13 protein-coding genes are annotated in these 15,721 nt (G+C 71.4%); 10 read left to right on the top strand and 3 right to left on the bottom strand.

The genetic code is table 11. The features are described 5' to 3' along the window. Nucleotides 1-43 precede the first annotated feature (43 nt). Nucleotides 44-259: an acetyl-CoA carboxylase biotin carboxyl carrier protein subunit gene (locus L0984_RS24130; protein WP_234196885.1), complete on the bottom strand. Its 216-nt coding sequence runs from the start codon at nucleotides 257-259 to the stop codon at nucleotides 44-46. A gap of 114 nt (nucleotides 260-373) precedes the next feature. Between L0984_RS24130 and L0984_RS24135 the strand changes: the two genes are divergently transcribed. From L0984_RS24135 to L0984_RS24160, 6 genes are all read left to right on the top strand, one after another. Continuing rightward, on the top strand, nucleotides 374-1,639 hold the full coding sequence (locus L0984_RS24135; protein WP_234196886.1) for a CaiB/BaiF CoA transferase family protein: 1,266 nt from the start codon (nucleotides 374-376) through the stop codon (nucleotides 1,637-1,639). Further along, the gene (locus L0984_RS24140; protein WP_234196887.1) at nucleotides 1,636-3,213 is read left to right on the top strand and encodes an acyl-CoA carboxylase subunit beta; all 1,578 of its coding nucleotides are present in this window, start codon (nucleotides 1,636-1,638) and stop codon (nucleotides 3,211-3,213) included. The genes L0984_RS24135 and L0984_RS24140 overlap by 4 nt, the downstream gene beginning before the upstream one ends. Before the next feature lie 34 nt (nucleotides 3,214-3,247). Further along, nucleotides 3,248-4,237 carry a tripartite tricarboxylate transporter substrate binding protein gene (locus L0984_RS24145; RefSeq protein ID WP_234196888.1) on the top strand — a complete coding sequence of 330 codons (990 nt, stop codon included), beginning with the start codon at nucleotides 3,248-3,250 and terminating at the stop codon, nucleotides 4,235-4,237. Next, nucleotides 4,234-5,637, top strand: a complete 1,404-nt coding sequence (locus tag L0984_RS24150; protein WP_234196889.1) for an acetyl-CoA carboxylase biotin carboxylase subunit — start codon at nucleotides 4,234-4,236, stop codon at nucleotides 5,635-5,637. Before L0984_RS24145 ends, L0984_RS24150 begins: the two co-directional genes overlap by 4 nt. A gap of 146 nt (nucleotides 5,638-5,783) precedes the next feature. Then, nucleotides 5,784-6,344, top strand: coding sequence for a dihydrofolate reductase family protein (locus L0984_RS24155; protein WP_234196890.1), 561 nt, complete (start codon nucleotides 5,784-5,786; stop codon nucleotides 6,342-6,344). 134 nt (nucleotides 6,345-6,478) lie between these two features. Beyond that, complete coding sequence (locus L0984_RS24160) at nucleotides 6,479-6,928, top strand: carboxymuconolactone decarboxylase family protein (protein ID WP_234196891.1); 450 nt, start codon at nucleotides 6,479-6,481, stop codon at nucleotides 6,926-6,928. Between the two features lie 244 nt (nucleotides 6,929-7,172). Here L0984_RS24160 and L0984_RS24165 read toward each other — a convergent pair whose 3' ends face one another. Beyond that, on the bottom strand, nucleotides 7,173-8,501 hold the full coding sequence (locus L0984_RS24165) for a GGDEF domain-containing protein (RefSeq protein ID WP_234196892.1): 1,329 nt from the start codon (nucleotides 8,499-8,501) through the stop codon (nucleotides 7,173-7,175). 163 nt (nucleotides 8,502-8,664) lie between these two features. Here L0984_RS24165 and L0984_RS24170 point away from each other — a divergent pair, with 163 nt between their 5' ends. Beyond that, on the top strand, nucleotides 8,665-9,141 hold the full coding sequence (locus L0984_RS24170) for a prepilin-type N-terminal cleavage/methylation domain-containing protein (RefSeq protein WP_234196893.1): 477 nt from the start codon (nucleotides 8,665-8,667) through the stop codon (nucleotides 9,139-9,141). A gap of 5 nt (nucleotides 9,142-9,146) precedes the next feature. Continuing rightward, a complete protein-coding gene (locus tag L0984_RS24175; RefSeq protein WP_234196894.1) occupies nucleotides 9,147-11,753 on the top strand; it encodes a putative bifunctional diguanylate cyclase/phosphodiesterase in 2,607 nt (868 codons plus the stop codon). 38 nt (nucleotides 11,754-11,791) lie between these two features. On the opposite strand, the gene L0984_RS24180 is transcribed toward L0984_RS24175, so the two are convergent. After that, on the bottom strand, nucleotides 11,792-12,874 hold the full coding sequence (locus L0984_RS24180) for a LacI family DNA-binding transcriptional regulator (RefSeq protein WP_234196895.1): 1,083 nt from the start codon (nucleotides 12,872-12,874) through the stop codon (nucleotides 11,792-11,794). A gap of 96 nt (nucleotides 12,875-12,970) precedes the next feature. Here L0984_RS24180 and L0984_RS24185 point away from each other — a divergent pair, with 96 nt between their 5' ends. Both L0984_RS24185 and araD read left to right on the top strand, forming a co-directional pair. Then, nucleotides 12,971-13,963, top strand: coding sequence for a Bug family tripartite tricarboxylate transporter substrate binding protein (locus L0984_RS24185; protein WP_234196896.1), 993 nt, complete (start codon nucleotides 12,971-12,973; stop codon nucleotides 13,961-13,963). Nucleotides 13,964-13,974: 11 nt separating this feature from the next. Continuing rightward, nucleotides 13,975-15,720 (top strand): L-arabinonate dehydratase, encoded by a 1,746-nt coding sequence (gene araD, locus L0984_RS24190; RefSeq protein WP_234196947.1) that lies wholly within the window; start codon nucleotides 13,975-13,977, stop codon nucleotides 15,718-15,720. Nucleotide 15,721 lies beyond the last annotated feature (1 nt).

A 15,721-nucleotide genomic window follows, 5' to 3' on the forward strand; every position in this document is an offset into this window, starting at 1 on the left:
CCGGTGCGCCCCGGCTTGGGCCTGCGCAGGGCCCCGGACCTTGTCAGCCCAGCACGACCACCGGCTGGCCCTCCGCCACCGCCTCGCCCTCTTTCACCAGCAGCTGCCGCACGACGCCGGCAGCGGGTGCGCAGACGGGAATCTCCATCTTCATGCTCTCCAGCACCAGAAGGGACTGGTCGGGCAGCACGGTGTCGCCCTCCTGGACTTCGATCTTCCAGACGGTGCCGGTGACTTCGGATTGCAGGGTGGTGTTCATGGCGTCTCCTTGATGGCCTTGTTGAAGCCCGAATTGTAGTCACCAATAAGATTGTTGACAATACGAATGTCGGATGCTTCAATCCCGCCCGGAGACAACCTACGAAAGGGCACCATGACCCGGAATCCGGACGACAAGGGTCCGCAGGCCGACCGCGCGCAACGCGCGGGTCGCGCCTCGGACGATCCCGCCCCCCGCGGCAGCGCGCTGCAGGGCCTGAAGGTGATCGAGATCGCCAGCACCATCGCCGGCCCCGCCTGCGCCCGGCTGCTGGGCGACTTCGGCGCCGACGTGATCAAGATCGAGCCGCCCGAGGGCGACCCGGTGCGGCAGATGGGCCGCCATGTGCCCAGCGCGGAGGGCGACGTGTCGCTGTACGCCGCCTCCATCCTGCGCAACAAGCGCAGCGTGGCGCTGGACCTCAAGGACCCGCAGGACCGCGCGCTGGCCCAGGCGCTGATCCTGCAGGCCGACATCCTGGTCGAGAACTTCCGCCCCGGCGTGATGGAGCGGCTGGGCCTGGGCTACGAGGCGCTCTCGGCGCAGAACCCCGGGCTGATCATGGTGCGCATCAGCGGCTACGGCCAGGACGGGCCCTATGCCCAGCGCCCCGGCTATGGCGCCATCTGCGAGGCGCTGGGCGGCGTGCGCCACCTCACCGGCGACCCGGACCGCCCGCCGGCCCGCGTGGCCGTGGCCGCCACCGACTACCTCAGCGCCACCTATGCCGCCTTCGGCGCGCTCGCGGCCGTGCACGAGCGCAGCCGCTCGGGCCGTGGCCAGGTGGTCGATGTGGCGCTCTACGAGGCCGCCTTCACGCAGCTCGAACCGCTGGTGCCTGCCTACGAGCAGCTCGGCGTCGTGCCCACCCGCGAGGGGCCCAACCTGCCCTCGATGGCGCCCAACAGCCTGTACCCGGTGCAGGGCGGCGGCTATGTGCTCATCGCCGCCAACAGCAACCGCACCTTCGAGCGGCTGGTGCGCCTGATGGGCCAGCCCGGGCTGCTGGACGACCCGCGCTTCAGCACCATCCGCAGCCGGGGCGAGAAGCCGAACATGCAGGCGCTCGACGCGCTGATCGCGCAGTGGACGGCCTCTTTCGAGGGCGCCGCGCTGGAGGCCCTGCTGCAGGAGGCCGAGGTGCCGTCCTCGCGCATCTACACCATCGCCGACATCTTCCAGGACCCGCAGTTCGCGGCGCGCGCCATGCTGCAGCAGGTGCCGCATCCGGCGCTGGGCCACACCACCCAGGCCGGCGTGGTGCCGCGCCTGTCGGCCACGCCCGGCCGCATCCGTCACACCGGCCCCGAACTGGGGGCCCACACACAGGCCGTGCGCGACGAACTGGCGGCCACCCTTTGCGCCCAGGAGGCTTCATGAACGCCACGACCCCGTCCCTTGAACTGGATGCCAGCGGCGAATGGGCCGACGAACTGGCCGAGCTGCAGCAGCGCCGGCAGATGGCCGCCCGCATGGGCGGCGAAGAGGCCGTCGCCCGCCACAAGGCGCGCGGCCGGCAGACGGCGCGCGAGCGCATCCACACGCTGCTGGACACCGGCAGCTTCCGCGAGCTGGGCCGCATCACCGGCCGTGGCCGCTACGACGAGGAAGGCCGGCTGCTGGACCTGCAGCCCGTCAACGCCATCATCGGCACGGGCCGCATGGAAGGCCGCCGCATCGTGGTCTCGGCCGACGACTACACCATCCGCGCCGGCTCGTCCGAGGGCACGCTCTCCGACAAGTGGATCTATGCCGAGCGCCTGGCGCTGGCGCAGCACATGCCGCTGGTGCGCCTGGTGGACACCGCCGGCGGCAGCGTCAAGCTGCTGATGCAGCAGGCCGCCGCCAAGATTCCCGGCTATGGCAACTGGCCGGGCGTGGAACTGCTCAAGACCGTGCCGGTGGTCGGCGTGGCGCTGGGCGCCTGCGCCGGGCTGGGCGCCGTGAAGGTGCTGCTGTCGCACTTCTCGGTGATGGTGCGCGACCAGGCCCAGGTCTTCGCGGCCGGCCCGCCGGTGGTCAAGCAGGCCTATGGCATCGACGTCGACAAGAACGACCTCGGCGGCTACAAGGTCCATCGCAAGAGCGCGCTGGTGCACAACGAAGCCGTGGACGAGGCCGATGCGCTGCGCCAGGTGCGGCAGTTCTTGAGCTACCTGCCTGCCAGCGCCCACCGCCTGCCGGCGCGCATGACGCCCACCGACGACCCGGGCCGCGCGGACGACTGGCTCAAGAACGCCATCCCCCACGACCGCCGCAAGATCTACGACCCGCGCCGCATCATGGCCTCGCTGTTCGACCGCGACTCGGTGTTCGAGATCGGGCGCTGGCAGGGCGGTTCCATCATCACGGCGCTGGCGCGCCTGGACGGCTGGCCGGTGGGGGTGCTCTGCAGCGACCCCAAGGTGGCCGGCGGCGCCATGACCCTGGCCGCGGCCTACAAGACCGAGCGCCATGCCAAGCTGTGCGACACCTTCGGCCTGCCGATGGTCAACCTGGTGGACCAGCCCGGCAACGCCACCGGCCCCGAGGCCGAGCTGGCCGGCACGCTGCTGGGCGCCGTCCGCGTGGTGCAGACCATCGAGGACGTGCGCATCCCCTGGCTCAGCATCATCCTGCGGCGGGCCTTCGGCATGGCCGGCGGCATGCATGCGCCCAAGTACTTCCCGGCGCTGAACCACCGCTTTGCCTGGCCGTCGGCGCGCTGGGGCTCGATCCCGATCGAAGGCGGCGTGGACGCGGCCCACAAGGCCGAGATCGAGGCCGCCGCCGACCCGGCCGCCGCCCGCGCCGCGCTGGAGGCGCGCTACCACCGCATCGGCTCGCCCTTCCGCACGGCCGAGCACTTCGGCATCCTGGACATCATCGACCCGCGCGAGACGCGGGCCCTGCTGTGCGACTGGATGGCCGATGCCCGGGCGGTGCTGGAGAACACGCGCGGCGCCCGCGCCTGACGCGCCATCCCGAGAACAAGCAAGGAGACAACCCATGGCCCTTTCCCGCCTCCGGCGCAGCATCGCCGGCCTGCTGCTCGCGCTGCCCCTGATGGCCACGGCGCAGGACTGGAAACCCGAGCGCACCGTCGAATACATCGTGCCCGCCGGTGCCGGCGCGGCGCTGGACACCGCGGCGCGCGAGATCAAGTCCCTGATCGACCGCGACAAGCTGCTGCCCGTGCCCATGCTGGTGGTGAACAAGCCGGGCGGCGCCGGCATGGTGGCCATGGGTGCGCTGGCCGCCAAGCCGGGCGACGGCCACCTGCTGGCCACGCTGACGCATTCGTCGATCAACAACAAGCTGGTGGGCGAGGTGTCGCTGGGCTACGAGGACTTCACGCCGCTGGCCATCCTGTTCGACGAATACATCACCGTCGCCGTGCGCGCCGACTCGCCCATCAGGAGTGGCCGCGACCTGGTCGAGACGCTGCGCAGGAACCCGGCGGCGCTGTCCATCGGCGTGGCCACCTCCATCGGCAACCACATCCACGCGGCCATCGCCAAGCCGCTGCAGGTGGCGGGCGTGGACATCGCCAGGCTGACGGTGGTGCCGTACAAGTCCTCGGCCGAGTCCATGACCAACCTGCTGGGCGGTCACCTGGACGTGGTCTCGGCCTCGGCCATCAACGTGGTGCCGCAGCTCAAGGCCGGCAAGATCCGCGTGCTCGCGGTGGCCTCGGCCGAGCGGCTGGGCGGCGACCTGGCCGGCGTGCCCACCTGGCGCGAGCAGGGCGTGGACGCGGTCTATGCCTCGTCGCAGGGCCTGCAGGGGCCCAAGGGCATGACGCCGGCGCAGATCGCCTTCTGGGAAGGCGTGCTGCGCCGCAGCTCCGCCACGCCGGAGTGGAACGCCTTCCTCGCGCGCAACTACTGGCGCCCGCGCTTCATGGGCGCCGCCGAGGCCGTCAAATACCTGGACAGCGAGGCCGAGGGCGCGCGTGCGCTGCTGGGCGAGCTGCACCTGCTCAAGAAGCAGCCATGAGCGGCCCGGTTACAGAGAAGGGCGGCGCGCTGCGCCGGGTGCTGGTCGCCAACCGCGGCGAGATCGCCGTGCGCATCGTGCGCGCCTGCCACGCGCTGGGCCTGGAGGCCGTCGTCGCCGTGTCCGACGCCGACGCGGGCGGGCTCGCCTCGCGCCTGGCCGGCGCCGAGGCGCGCATCGGGCCCGCGCCCGCCGCGCAGAGCTACCTCGACATCGAGCGGCTGGTGGCTGCGGCCGTGGAAAGCGGCTGCCAGGCCGTGCATCCCGGCTACGGCTTCCTGTCCGAACGGGCCGGCTTTGCCCGCGCCTGCGCCCAGGCCGGCCTGGTCTTCGTCGGCCCCTCGCCTGAGGCCATCGAGGCCATGGGCGACAAGATCGCCGCCACGCGCATGGCCGCGGCCGCGGGTGTGCCGCGCGTGCCGGGCTCGGGCGCGCTGCCCGATCTCGCAGCAGCCGAGGCCGAGGCGGCGCGCACCGGCTATCCGGTGCTGCTCAAGGCCAGCGCGGGCGGCGGCGGCCGGGGCATGCGCATCGTGCGCGAGCCCGCGCAACTGGCGGCCGCCTTTGCCAGCGCAAGCGCCGAGGCGGGCGCGGCCTTCGGCGACGCCACGCTCTATGTCGAAAAGCTGATCGAGCGCGCCCGCCATGTGGAGATCCAGGTGATGGGCGACCGCCACGGGGCGCTCGTGCACCTGGGCGAACGCGACTGCTCCACCCAGCGCCGGCACCAGAAGCTGATCGAGGAAAGCCCGTCGCCCCGCCTCGACGCGGCCACGCGCGAGGCCATGGCCCAGGCCGCGCTCGCGCTGGCGCGGGCCGTGCGCTACCACGGCGCAGGCACCGTCGAGTTCGTGCTGGACGAGACGAGCGGCGCCTTCTACTTCCTGGAGATGAACACCCGCATCCAGGTCGAGCATCCGGTGACCGAGATGGTGAGCGGCCTGGACCTGGTGGCCGAGCAGTTGCGCGTGGCCGCGGGCCTGCCGCTGTCGTTCACGCAGGAGGACGTGCGCCTGCAAGGCCACGCCCTCGAATGCCGCATCAACGCCGAGGACCCGGCTAAGAACTTCCTGCCACGCCCCGGCACGGTGACGCGCTTCGTCGCGCCGACGGGGGAGGGCGTGCGCTGCGACAGCCACGCGCACGACGGGCTGGTCGTCACGCCGTACTACGACTCGCTGCTGGCCAAGCTGGTGGTGCACGCTCCGACCCGCGAGGAGGCCATCGCGCGCATGCGGCAGGCGCTGGCGGAACTGGTGGTCGAGGGGGTGGCGACCACGGCGGCCTTTCACCGCGAGCTGCTGGCGCATCCGGATTTCGTGGCGCGCGGGGTGTGCACGCGGTGGGTGGAGGAGGTGTTGATGCCGCAGCGGCAGGGGCGGGCGGTGGGGCAGGGCTGAGGAGTCGCTCCGGCAGCGGGCAAGGGCGGCGCCGCAGGGCAGAGGGGCGAGGGCGACGGCCGGTGCGCCGATGACTATGCTCGGGCGTGCCCACGGCCGGCCAGGCACAGCCGGCCGCTGCCACTCAAACCCTGCAGCAAAGAACAATGAAGACCCAGTACTACACCGCCACAAGCCTGGATGGCTTTCTCGCCACCGAGGACGACTCGCTCGACTGGCTCTTCGCCCTGGGGAGCGTGAACGAGTCCAGCTATCCAGCATTCATCGCCAACGTCGGCGCCCTGGCCATGGGCTCTTCCACCTACGAATGGATGGTTCGCAACGCCGAGAAGGTGGCAGCCGAAATGGGTTCGCCGTGGCCCTATGCCCAGCCGGCCTGGGTGTTCACGAGCCGCACGCTCCCGGCGATCGATGGCGCGGACATCCGGTTCGTGAGCGGCGACGTGCGCGCCGTGCACCGCGAGATGCAGGCCGCGGCGGGCGACCTGAACATCTGGATCGTGGGGGGCGGCGACCTGGCGGGTCAGTTCCACGACGCGGGCCTGCTGGATGAACTCATCGTCCAGATCGGGTCTGCCACCCTTGGCAAGGGAAAACCGCTGTTTCCCCGCCGCGTGGTCGGTTCAGGCCTGCGCCTGGTTTCCGTCGACCGGATGGGCCCGGGCATGGCGGAGTTGCGGTACGAGGTGCAGCAGGCCGGGCGTTGATGCGATCTGCGCCCGCAGGTCGAAGCATTGGAACGGGTCAGTCGCCTGTCACAGCGCCTTCGCGTCGAACGTCTGAGGGGTGGGAGGTCGATTGCGGCCTCCGTCCCACCCCAAAGATCGAAGGAAACCGTTTCATGGATCGCGCTGTCTGGTTCCAAGCATCTCCCGAGGGCGCCAAGGCTGTCGGGGCGCTGCACCACTTCGTCAGCAAGGGCACCGGGCTTCCGAGCCTGCTGACGCACCTGGTCTTCCTGCGCGTGTCGCAGATCAACGGCTGTGCGCACTGCATCGACATCCATACGCGGGACCTGCTCGCCGAAGGCATGTCGGTCGAGAAGCTCGTGCTCGTTCCGGTATGGCACGAGGCGCACTATCTGTTCTCCGAGCAGGAGCGTGCCGCGCTGGCGTGGTCCGAGGAGGTCACCCGGGTGAGCGAGACCCACGCCAGCGACGATGCCTATGCGGCCGCGCTGGCGGTGTTCGGCGAGAAGGATCTCGTCGACCTGACGCTCACGATCGCCACCATGAACGCCATCAACCGCATGGGCGTGAGTTTCCGCATGAAGCCGCGGGCCAAGGCGTGAACCGTCGGACCGCCGCGGCGCTTCGGCGTTCGGCGTTCGGCGTTTCGGCGCCCATGGGCTCGCGAGGTCCACGGCGTTGTCCTTGCCGAAGGGCACAGGCTGCCGGCGGGCTGCGCGGCAGCAGGCCGGCTACGGCTCGATGCTTCTTCTTAATTTTACATAATACACATTGAGTGATTCAAGGCAGTACCGGCAGCCCCGTGTGCACCGGGCAGCGCCCCGCGGGCGCCGCCCCGTCCAGCCCTCATCCCGCCACGCCCACCCGGTTCCGGCCGGCCTTCTTCGCCTCGAACATGGCCAGGTCCGCTTCACGCATCGTCTCGGCCGGGTCGCCCAGGGCGCGCAGCGCGGCCACGCCGACCGAGACGCTGGTGCGGATCGCCTGGTCGGCCGTTCCCGGCAAGGACAGGCGCTCCACCTCGGCGCACAAGGTCCGGGCGCGGGCCGCCGCCTCGTCCAGGCCGGCATCCTGGAGCACGATGGCGAATTCATCGCCGCCCGGGCGGGCCAGCACGTCGCCGGGCCGCAGCGCCGTGCGCATGCAGCGTCCCACCTCGGTGAGCACGCGGTCGCCCACGTCGTGGCCGAAGCGGTCGTTGATCGACTTGAAGCGGTCGATGTCCACCACGGCCACCGCATGCCGCGCGCCCTCGTCGACGGCCCGCTGCGCGCGCGACAGGGCCGACTCGAAGTGCCGCCGGTTGGGCAGGCCGGTCAGGCTGTCGGTCTCGGCCCGGTCGCGCAGTTGGGCATTGAGCGCCATCACCTCGCCGTAGGCCGCCTGCAGCGCCTGGCCGCGCTGCATGAGGTCGGTCACGTCGGTCCAGACCGAGGCGACGCCGCCGCGCCAGTCCTCCTCGGCGATGCGGAACCAGTGCCCGGTGCGGGCCTGCAGCGTCACCGGCCGGGGCAGCCGGCCACCCCCGGGCAGGCCGCACAGAGCCTCGTAGGCCGGGTCGCCCCCGAAGATCTCGGCAAACTGCCGCCAGAACGCGGCGTGGGTGCCGCGCGTGCGCACGTCCGGCAGCGCGGTCAGCACGTGCAGGAACATCTCGGAGAAGTAGCGCGCGTTGCTGTAGAGCAGCCGCCCCTGCGCGTCATGGACGATGAGCCCCACATGGGCCACGGTGAGCAGCTCCAGCATGCCGCGGTCACCGGCATCGGCGGCCGCCTGCTGCTCGGCGGTGACGTCGTTCCAGATCTTGATGCGGCCGCCGTCTGGCTGCGGAAACATGCGCAGTTCCAGCCAGCGGCCGCCGTCCGCGCGCTGGTAGCGCACCGGGCCCTCCAGCGCACGATGGCGGCGCAGCGCCGCCGCGACGCCCTCCTCGATCTCCTGCGCACCCGCAGCGGGATGCTGCAGCCGCAGGAAGGGACGCACCGTGTCCGTGAAATGCAGGCCGACCTTCAGCAGCGGCGCCACCTCGGGGAAGAACTCGGGGTAGCGCGCGTTCCAGCGCGTGATGCGCTCCTGCGCGTCATAGACGCACAGGGCCGAAGCGCCATGGCACAGCAGCAACTGCGCTGCGGCGTCGGCGGGCTCGGGTCGGGTCGTCTTCGGGCGCCGCGGCATGAAATCGTGTCGAGTTTGCAACCGCTGGCATTGCAGCACAGGCGCGGTCCGCTGCCGACACAGACACTGCGCCGTGTCAGAAATAGCATCTGTCCTGCTTTCATTTTTTTACATTCATAGGATGCTGTCGGTATTCCCCACTGACTTCTGGATGCCTGCGCGAATGAGAGAACGGCTGCGCGCCGCCACCACCCGTCGACGGTGGTTGTTCGGGTTCACCCTGCTCGAACTGATGATGGTCATCGGCCTGATCGGCGTGCTGCTGGGCATCGCCCTGCCGCGCTATGCCGACTACCGCGACCGCATGAAGGTGGCCGACGCGGTGCGCGACATCGGCGTGATCGCCGCCAAGCTGAGCATGTACGGCCTGGACAGCAAGGGCTTTCCGGATTCGCTGGCACAGATCGGCTGGACCCAGCCCGACCCCTGGGGCAACCCCTACCAGTACCTGTCGATGGCCGACGCCACGGTGGGCCAGAAGCGCAAGGACCGCGCGCTGCATCCGCTCAACAGCGACTTCGACCTCTACAGCATGGGGCCCGACGGGCGCAGCGTGCCGCCATTGACGGCCCAGGCCAGCCAGGACGACATCATCCGGGCGAACGACGGCGCCTTCATCGGCAAGGCCGCCGATTACTGACGACGGTGCCCGTGCCCTGGCAGCGCTTCACCGTCGTCTTCCGCAGCCGCTGGGGCTGGCGCATCTTCCTGGGCGCCTTCGGCATCGTCGCGCTGCCGCTGCTGGCGGTGTCGCTCATCTCCTACGAGCTGACCGACGCTCTGCAGCGCCGCGCCACGCAGCGGCTGATGGCCGAGACGACGAAGGCGGCGAGCCTGAACCTGTTCGACCGCCTGCGCGCGGCCGAGCTGCTGCTGCGGGCCCGGGCGCAGGCCCAGGCCTCGGGCGCCCCCAACGAGGCGCTGGAGCTGCAGGCCGCGAAGGTGTTCGAGGGCATCACGTCCCTGCGCGAGGCGCCCGCCCATGAACGCAGCGAAGTGTTGCTTCAGCCTCTGCCGGGTGGGATCGGCATGCGCCCCGTGATGCGCGTGGCGGCACCCGATGGCGGCATGGTCGAAGGCCGCATGCGGCCGGAATACCTGCTGGAGAACCTGGCCAGCAGCAGCCACACGATCTGCCTCCAGAGCGAACAGGCGCCCGGTCCGCACTGCCTCACGCCGCTCGAGGGCGACATGCTGGCACTGGCCCACACCCGGCCGCTGTACCTCGCGCCCGTGTTCGAAGGGGCGAGTTGGCTGATCAGCGCCGCGCCGCAGCGCAATGCCTATCGCTTTCTGCCGCTCGGCACCGGCGCGGCCCTGGCCCAGGCCACGGGCCTGGCCTTCCTGCTGGCGCTGATCGCCAGCTCCTTCTACGCCCGGCGCATCACCCTGCCGCTGGAGACGCTGATCGAGGCCACGCGCGCCGTGCGCACCGGCGATTTCGGCCAGCGCGTCGATGCCTCGGCCATGACCGACGAGTTCCGCGAGCTGGCGGACTCCTTCAACGGCATGGTGGGCGAGATCGGCGCCGACCTGGCCTTCTCGCAGGTGCTCGCGCAGATGGACACCGCCATCCTCGCGCGCCAGCCGCTGCACGACATCGCGGCGCTGGCACTGCAGCACCTGGCGCAGTCGGCGCCGCAGCTGCAGTTCACGCTGCGCATCCATCCCAGGGACGGGGCGCCGCCGGAGGCGCTGGTGCTCGACGCCGACCACCGGCGCCTGCGCCGCGCACCGCCGTCGCAGGCGTCGTCGCCCGTCGCGCCGTGGCATGTCGAGGTGCTGCCCGTGGCCCAGCGGCCGGACAGCACCTTCACCCTGCAGGTGGCCAGCGCCGACGGCGCCCCGTGGCCCGCGCGCACCCGCCACGAGCTCGACGCCCTGTGCGCCCGGCTCGCCGTGGCGGTGCAGGCGGACGAGCGCGAGCGTCAGCTGGTGGCACGGGCCGTGGTCGACAGCCTCACCGGCCTGCTCAACCGCCTGGGCCTGGTCGACGCCGTGGACCAGGCCATGGAGCGCGCCGCGCGCCGCGACCAAAGCCTGGCCCTGGCCTTCATCGACCTGGACGGCTTCAAGGACGTGAACGACGCCTATGGCCACAGCGTGGGCGACCGGCTGCTGCAGCAGGTGGCCTACCGGCTGCGCACGAGCCTGGCCAAGGCCGACGCGCACCTGGCCCGCATGGGCGGGGACGAGTTCGTGCTGCTGCTGTGCAACGAGCCGCCCGAGGCCCTGCACGCGCTGCTGCACGGCGTGCTGGCGGCCCTGCAGCAGCCCTTCCGCATCGACACGCTCGACGTGCAGATCGGCGCCAGCATCGGCGTGGCGGCCTTTCCCGACCATGGTCGCGACCACGAGACGCTGCTGAAGAACGCCGACGCCGCCATGTACGCCGCCAAGACGGGCGGGCGCAACCGCGTGGTCGACTACACGAGCACGCTGAACGCGTCCACGGCCGAGCGGCTGGAGCTGCGCCGCAACCTGGCCGGCGCGCTGGCGGCGGGACAGTTCTTCCTGCTCTTCCAGCCGCGCGTGCGTGCCAGCGACGGCGCGGTCGCCTCGGCCGAGGTGCTGCTGCGCTGGCAGCACCCGCTCAAGGGCCGCATCCCGCCCGACCGCTTCATCCCCATCGCCGAAGAGGCCGGCCTGATCGGCGAGATCGGCCGGTGGGTGCTGCGCGAGGCGATGCAGCAGGTCAGCCACTGGCGCATGCAGGCCAGTCCGCCGCTCACGCGGCTGTCGGTCAACCTCTCGCCGCTGCAGCTGGCGCACCGCGACTTCCTGCCGGAGGTGGAGGCCCTGGCCGCAGAGTTTCCGCAGGCGCGCGGCGCCATCGAACTGGAGATCACCGAAGGCGCCTTCTTCCGCGACATCGAGGGCTGCGTGCACAAGCTGGGACGGCTGCGCGCCATGGGCTTCGACATCGCGCTGGACGACTTCGGCGTCGGCTATTCGGCGATGAGCTACCTGAGCACCCTGCCGCTGGACACGCTCAAGATCGACAAGAGCTTCGTGCAGGCCTTCGGCCGCCAACCCACGGCCTATGCCATCGCCTCCGCCATCGTGGCGCTGGCCACCGCCCTGGACAAGCGCGTGGTGGCCGAGGGCGTGGAGACCGAGGCGCAGGCAGCCATGCTGCGACAGCTGGGTGTGGACGAGCTGCAGGGCTATCTCTACAGCGAGCCGGTGCCCGTGGCTGCGCTGACGCAGCCGCCCGAAGGCACCCGCGAGCCCGCATCGGTCGACAGCTAGCTTGCTCGATCCGTGAAGCGCTGCCCCGGGCCCGCGCCTCAGCGCCCGACGCGACTGCTGTCGCGCACGACCAGCGTACAGGGCACGAGCGTGCGGGTGGCCACCGCCGCCTCGTCGCGCCCGCCCGCCAGCAGGCCCAGCACGCGCCGGGCCGCCTGCTGGCCGATCTCGTAGCGGGCGGGGCGCAGCGTGGTCAGCGCGGGCCGCAGCCGCACCGAGATCGGTGCGTCGCCGAAGCCGGCGATGGCGGCATCGCGCGGCAGCGCGAGGCCCAGCGAAGGCGCCTCCAGGATGGCGCCGGCCGCCATGTTGTCGTTGGCGAAGACCAGCGCCTGCGGCCGGGCACCCGGCGCCTGCGCGGCATGCGCGGCCATCACGCGGGCGCCCGCCTCGTAGTCGTCGTCGACCTCGGCCACGGCCACATCGGGCGGCAGGCCGGCGGCCTGCATGGCCTCGCGGTAGCCGGCGGCCCGCTGTTCGGCGCGGAAGTCCTGGCTGGCCCGCGGCAGCACGAAGCGGATGCGCGTCGCGTCCTGCGCCAGGAAGTGCTCGGCCAGTTGCACGCCCGCCTCGGGATGCGGAAAGCCGACCTGGTGGAAGGGCCGGCCCTCCACCAGGCCCCAGGCCTCCACCACCGGGATGTGGAGCGCCTGGAGCATGGCCTCGGCCGCCGGCGTGTGGTCGTCGCGCGTCAGGATCAGCGCGCTCGGGTGCCATCCCGCAAAGGTGCGGATGGCCGACTCCTCCAGCTCGCGCGAGTACTGGGCATTGGCCAGCAGCAGCTGCAGGCCCGAGGCCTTGAGCTCGTCCGTCATGCCGTTGACGAGGTCGGCGAAGGTGCTGCTGGCGATGTTCTGCATCACGGCGCACACCACGCGGCCGCGGCCCGCGGCCAGTCCGCCGGCCATCTGGCTGGGCACGTAGCCCAGGCGGTCCACGATCTCCTTGAGCCGCTCGCGCGCGGCGGCCGACACCTTCTCGGGCGCATTGAAGTAGCGCGACACCGTGATCGCGGAGACGCCGGCCAGGGCGGCCACGTCATGGATGGTGTGCGTGCCCGCCTTGCGGCGCGGTGCGCGGGGCGCGGAGGAGGACGAAGAAGACGAGGAGGCAGGCTTCATGGTTAGCACCGATGGCCGGCAAGCGGCCCAGGCGCCTAGACTAACAGCATGTTAGCGGTAACAGTTACCGCTGACATCCCCAATCAGGAGACTCCCATGCCCGTCGACCGCCGCCTGTTCGCCCAGTTGGGCCTGGCCGCCTGCGCTGCCTGCGCCCTGGGGCCGGCCGCCGCGGCCGAGCCCGCGGCCTACCCCACGCGGCCGCTGACGCTGGTGGTGCCCTACCCGGCCGGCGGCGTGGCCGACCAGTTCGCGCGCAGCTTCGCGCAGGGGCTGTCCGAGCGGCTGGGCCAGCCGGTGGTGATCGACAACCGCGCCGGCGCCAACGGCAACATCGGCTCGGCCTACGTGGCGCGCAACCAGCCGGCGGACGGCTACACGCTGCTGCTGGGCTCGCTGAGCACGCTGGCCATCAATCCGCAGCTCTACGCCAGCATGGGCTACGAGCCGCAGAAGGACCTGCAGCCCATCACCCTCACCCACCAGATGCCCAATGTGCTGCTGGTGGGCGCGCAAACGCCCTACCGCAGCGTGGCCGACGTGGTGGCCGCGGCCAAGGCGCAGCCCGGCCGGCTGGTCTTCGGCTCGGCCGGCAACGGCAACACCATGCACCTGGCGGGCGTGCTGTTCGAGAAGAACAGCGGCACGCAGCTCGTGCATGCGCCCTACAAGGGCGGCCCGCCGGCCCTCACCGATGTGCTGGGCGGGCAGATCCCCATGATGTTCAACAACCTGCCGGCCGTCACAGGCCACAGGCAGGCCGGCAAGGTGCGGGTGCTGGCGGTGGCCGACACCAAGCGCTCTGCCGTGATGCCCGACGTGCCCACCTTTGCGGAGGCAGGCGTGCCGGGCGTGGTCTCGGTGGTGTGGAACGGCATCCTGGTGCGACACGGCACGCCGGCCGACATCGTGCAGCGGCTCAATCGCGAATCGGTGGCCGTGCTGCAGCAGGCGGCCTTCCGCCAGCCGCTGGAGGCCCAGGGCTACGAGGTGCTGAACTCCACCCCCGACGAGTTCGAAGCGCTGATCCGCAAGGACGGCACCGCCATGCGCGCCCTGGTCAAGGACGCCGGCGTGAAGATGGATTGAAAGGAAGACGCGTGCGCCGCAGCATCGATCAATTGCGAAGCCAGCGCTGGTTCGCCAGCAACGATATCCGCGGCTTCGCCCACCGCCAGCGCATGCAGCAGCAGGGGCTGGCGCGCGAGGAATTCATGGGGCGGCCCATCGTGGGCATCCTCAACACCTGGAGCGACCTGTCGCCCTGCCACGCCCACCTGCGCGAGCGCGCGCAGGCCATCAAGCGCGGCGTGCTGCAGGCGGGCGGCTATCCGCTGGAGCTGCCCGCCATGAGCCTGGGCGAGGTGATGGTCAAGCCCACCACCATGCTCTACCGCAACTTCCTGGCCATGGAGGCCGAGGAGCTGATCCGCAGCCTGCCCCTGGACGGCGTGGTGCTGCTGGGCGGCTGCGACAAGACCACGCCGGGCCTGGTGATGGGCGCCCTGTCGATGGACGTGCCCGCCCTCTTCTGCCCGGCCGGGCCCATGCTCAACGACCGCTACCAGGGCCAGAGCGTGGGCGCCGGCACCCACACCAAGAAGTACTGGGAGAAGTACACCGTCGGCGAGATCGACCAGGCCGAGTGGATCGCCCTGGAGGCCCGCATGACGCGCGCGCCCGGCACCTGCAACACCATGGGCACCGCCAGCACCATGACGGCCATCGTCGAGGCCATGGGCCTCACGCTGCCGGGCGCCAGCAGCATCCCGGCCATGGACGCCAGCCACACCCGCATGGCCTGGGCCTGCGGCCAGCGCATCGTCGAGATGGTGTGGGACGACCTCAAGCCCTCGCGCTTCATCACCCGCGCGTCCTTCCTCAACGGCGTGGCGACCTGGATGGCGCTGGGCGGCTCGACCAACGCGGCGGTGCACCTGCCGGCCATGGCGGGGCGCACCGGCATCCCGCTCGGGCTGGACGATTTCGACGACATGGCGCGCCGGGTGCCGGTGCTGGCCAACCTCTTCCCGGCCGGCGACCGGCTGATGGAAGACTTCTACTACGCCGGCGGCCTGCCCGCGCTGCTTCAGCGCATCGCCGGCGTGCTCGACCTGGACGCGCAGACCTGCACCGGCCGCACGCTGGGCGAGAACATCGCCGGCGCCGTGCCGCTGGACGACGCCGTGATCCGCCCGCTCGACCAGCCCGTGGTGGCCGCCCCCGCCGACTGCCCCGAGGCCGGCCTGGCGCTGGCCGTGCTGCGCGGCAACCTGGCGCCCGATGGCGCGGTGATCAAGCCCTCGGCCGCCAGCCCGCGGCTGCTTCGCCACACCGGGCCGGCGCTGGTGTTCGACTCCAACGCCGACATGCTGGCCGCCATCAACGACCCCGCGCTCGACGTCACCGAGGACAGCGTGCTGGTGCTGCGCAACGGCGGCCCGGTGGGCGGCCCCGGCATGCCCGAATGGGGCAACCTGCCCGTGCCCAAGAAGCTGCTGCAGCGCGGCGTGCGCGACATCCTGCGCCTGTCCGACGCGCGCATGAGCGGCACCCACTACGGCACCTGCGTGCTGCACATCTCGCCCGAGTCCGCCGTCGGCGGTCCGCTGGCCCTGGTGCGCACGGGCGACCTGATCCGCATCGACATCGGCGAGCGCCGCCTGGAGCTGCTGGTGCCCGACGAGGAACTCGCCGCCCGCCGGCGCGACTGGACGCCGCCGCCCCAGCCCTATGTGCGCGGCTTCACCCGCATCTACCAGCGCGAAGTCACCCAGGCCCACCTGGGCTGCGACTTCGACGTGCTCGCCGGCAACGCCGCCACCCCCGAACCGCCCATCTACTGAC

The organism is Pseudacidovorax sp. NFM-22, from assembly GCF_021401245.1.
Lineage (GTDB): Bacteria > Pseudomonadota > Gammaproteobacteria > Burkholderiales > Burkholderiaceae_C > Xenophilus.

Coding starts and splice junctions, on each gene's coding strand:
- L0984_RS24160 (WP_234196891.1), top strand. CDS start 6,479: ATGGATCGCGCTGTCTGGTTCCAAGCATCTCCCGAGGGCGCCAAGGCT.
- L0984_RS24165 (WP_234196892.1), bottom strand. CDS start 8,501: ATGCCGCGGCGCCCGAAGACGACCCGACCCGAGCCCGCCGACGCCGCA.
- L0984_RS24135 (WP_234196886.1), top strand. CDS start 374: ATGACCCGGAATCCGGACGACAAGGGTCCGCAGGCCGACCGCGCGCAA.
- L0984_RS24145 (WP_234196888.1), top strand. CDS start 3,248: ATGGCCCTTTCCCGCCTCCGGCGCAGCATCGCCGGCCTGCTGCTCGCG.
- L0984_RS24180 (WP_234196895.1), bottom strand. CDS start 12,874: ATGAAGCCTGCCTCCTCGTCTTCTTCGTCCTCCTCCGCGCCCCGCGCA.
- L0984_RS24140 (WP_234196887.1), top strand. CDS start 1,636: ATGAACGCCACGACCCCGTCCCTTGAACTGGATGCCAGCGGCGAATGG.
- L0984_RS24170 (WP_234196893.1), top strand. CDS start 8,665: ATGAGAGAACGGCTGCGCGCCGCCACCACCCGTCGACGGTGGTTGTTC.
- L0984_RS24185 (WP_234196896.1), top strand. CDS start 12,971: ATGCCCGTCGACCGCCGCCTGTTCGCCCAGTTGGGCCTGGCCGCCTGC.
- L0984_RS24150 (WP_234196889.1), top strand. CDS start 4,234: ATGAGCGGCCCGGTTACAGAGAAGGGCGGCGCGCTGCGCCGGGTGCTG.
- L0984_RS24130 (WP_234196885.1), bottom strand. CDS start 259: ATGAACACCACCCTGCAATCCGAAGTCACCGGCACCGTCTGGAAGATC.
- L0984_RS24155 (WP_234196890.1), top strand. CDS start 5,784: ATGAAGACCCAGTACTACACCGCCACAAGCCTGGATGGCTTTCTCGCC.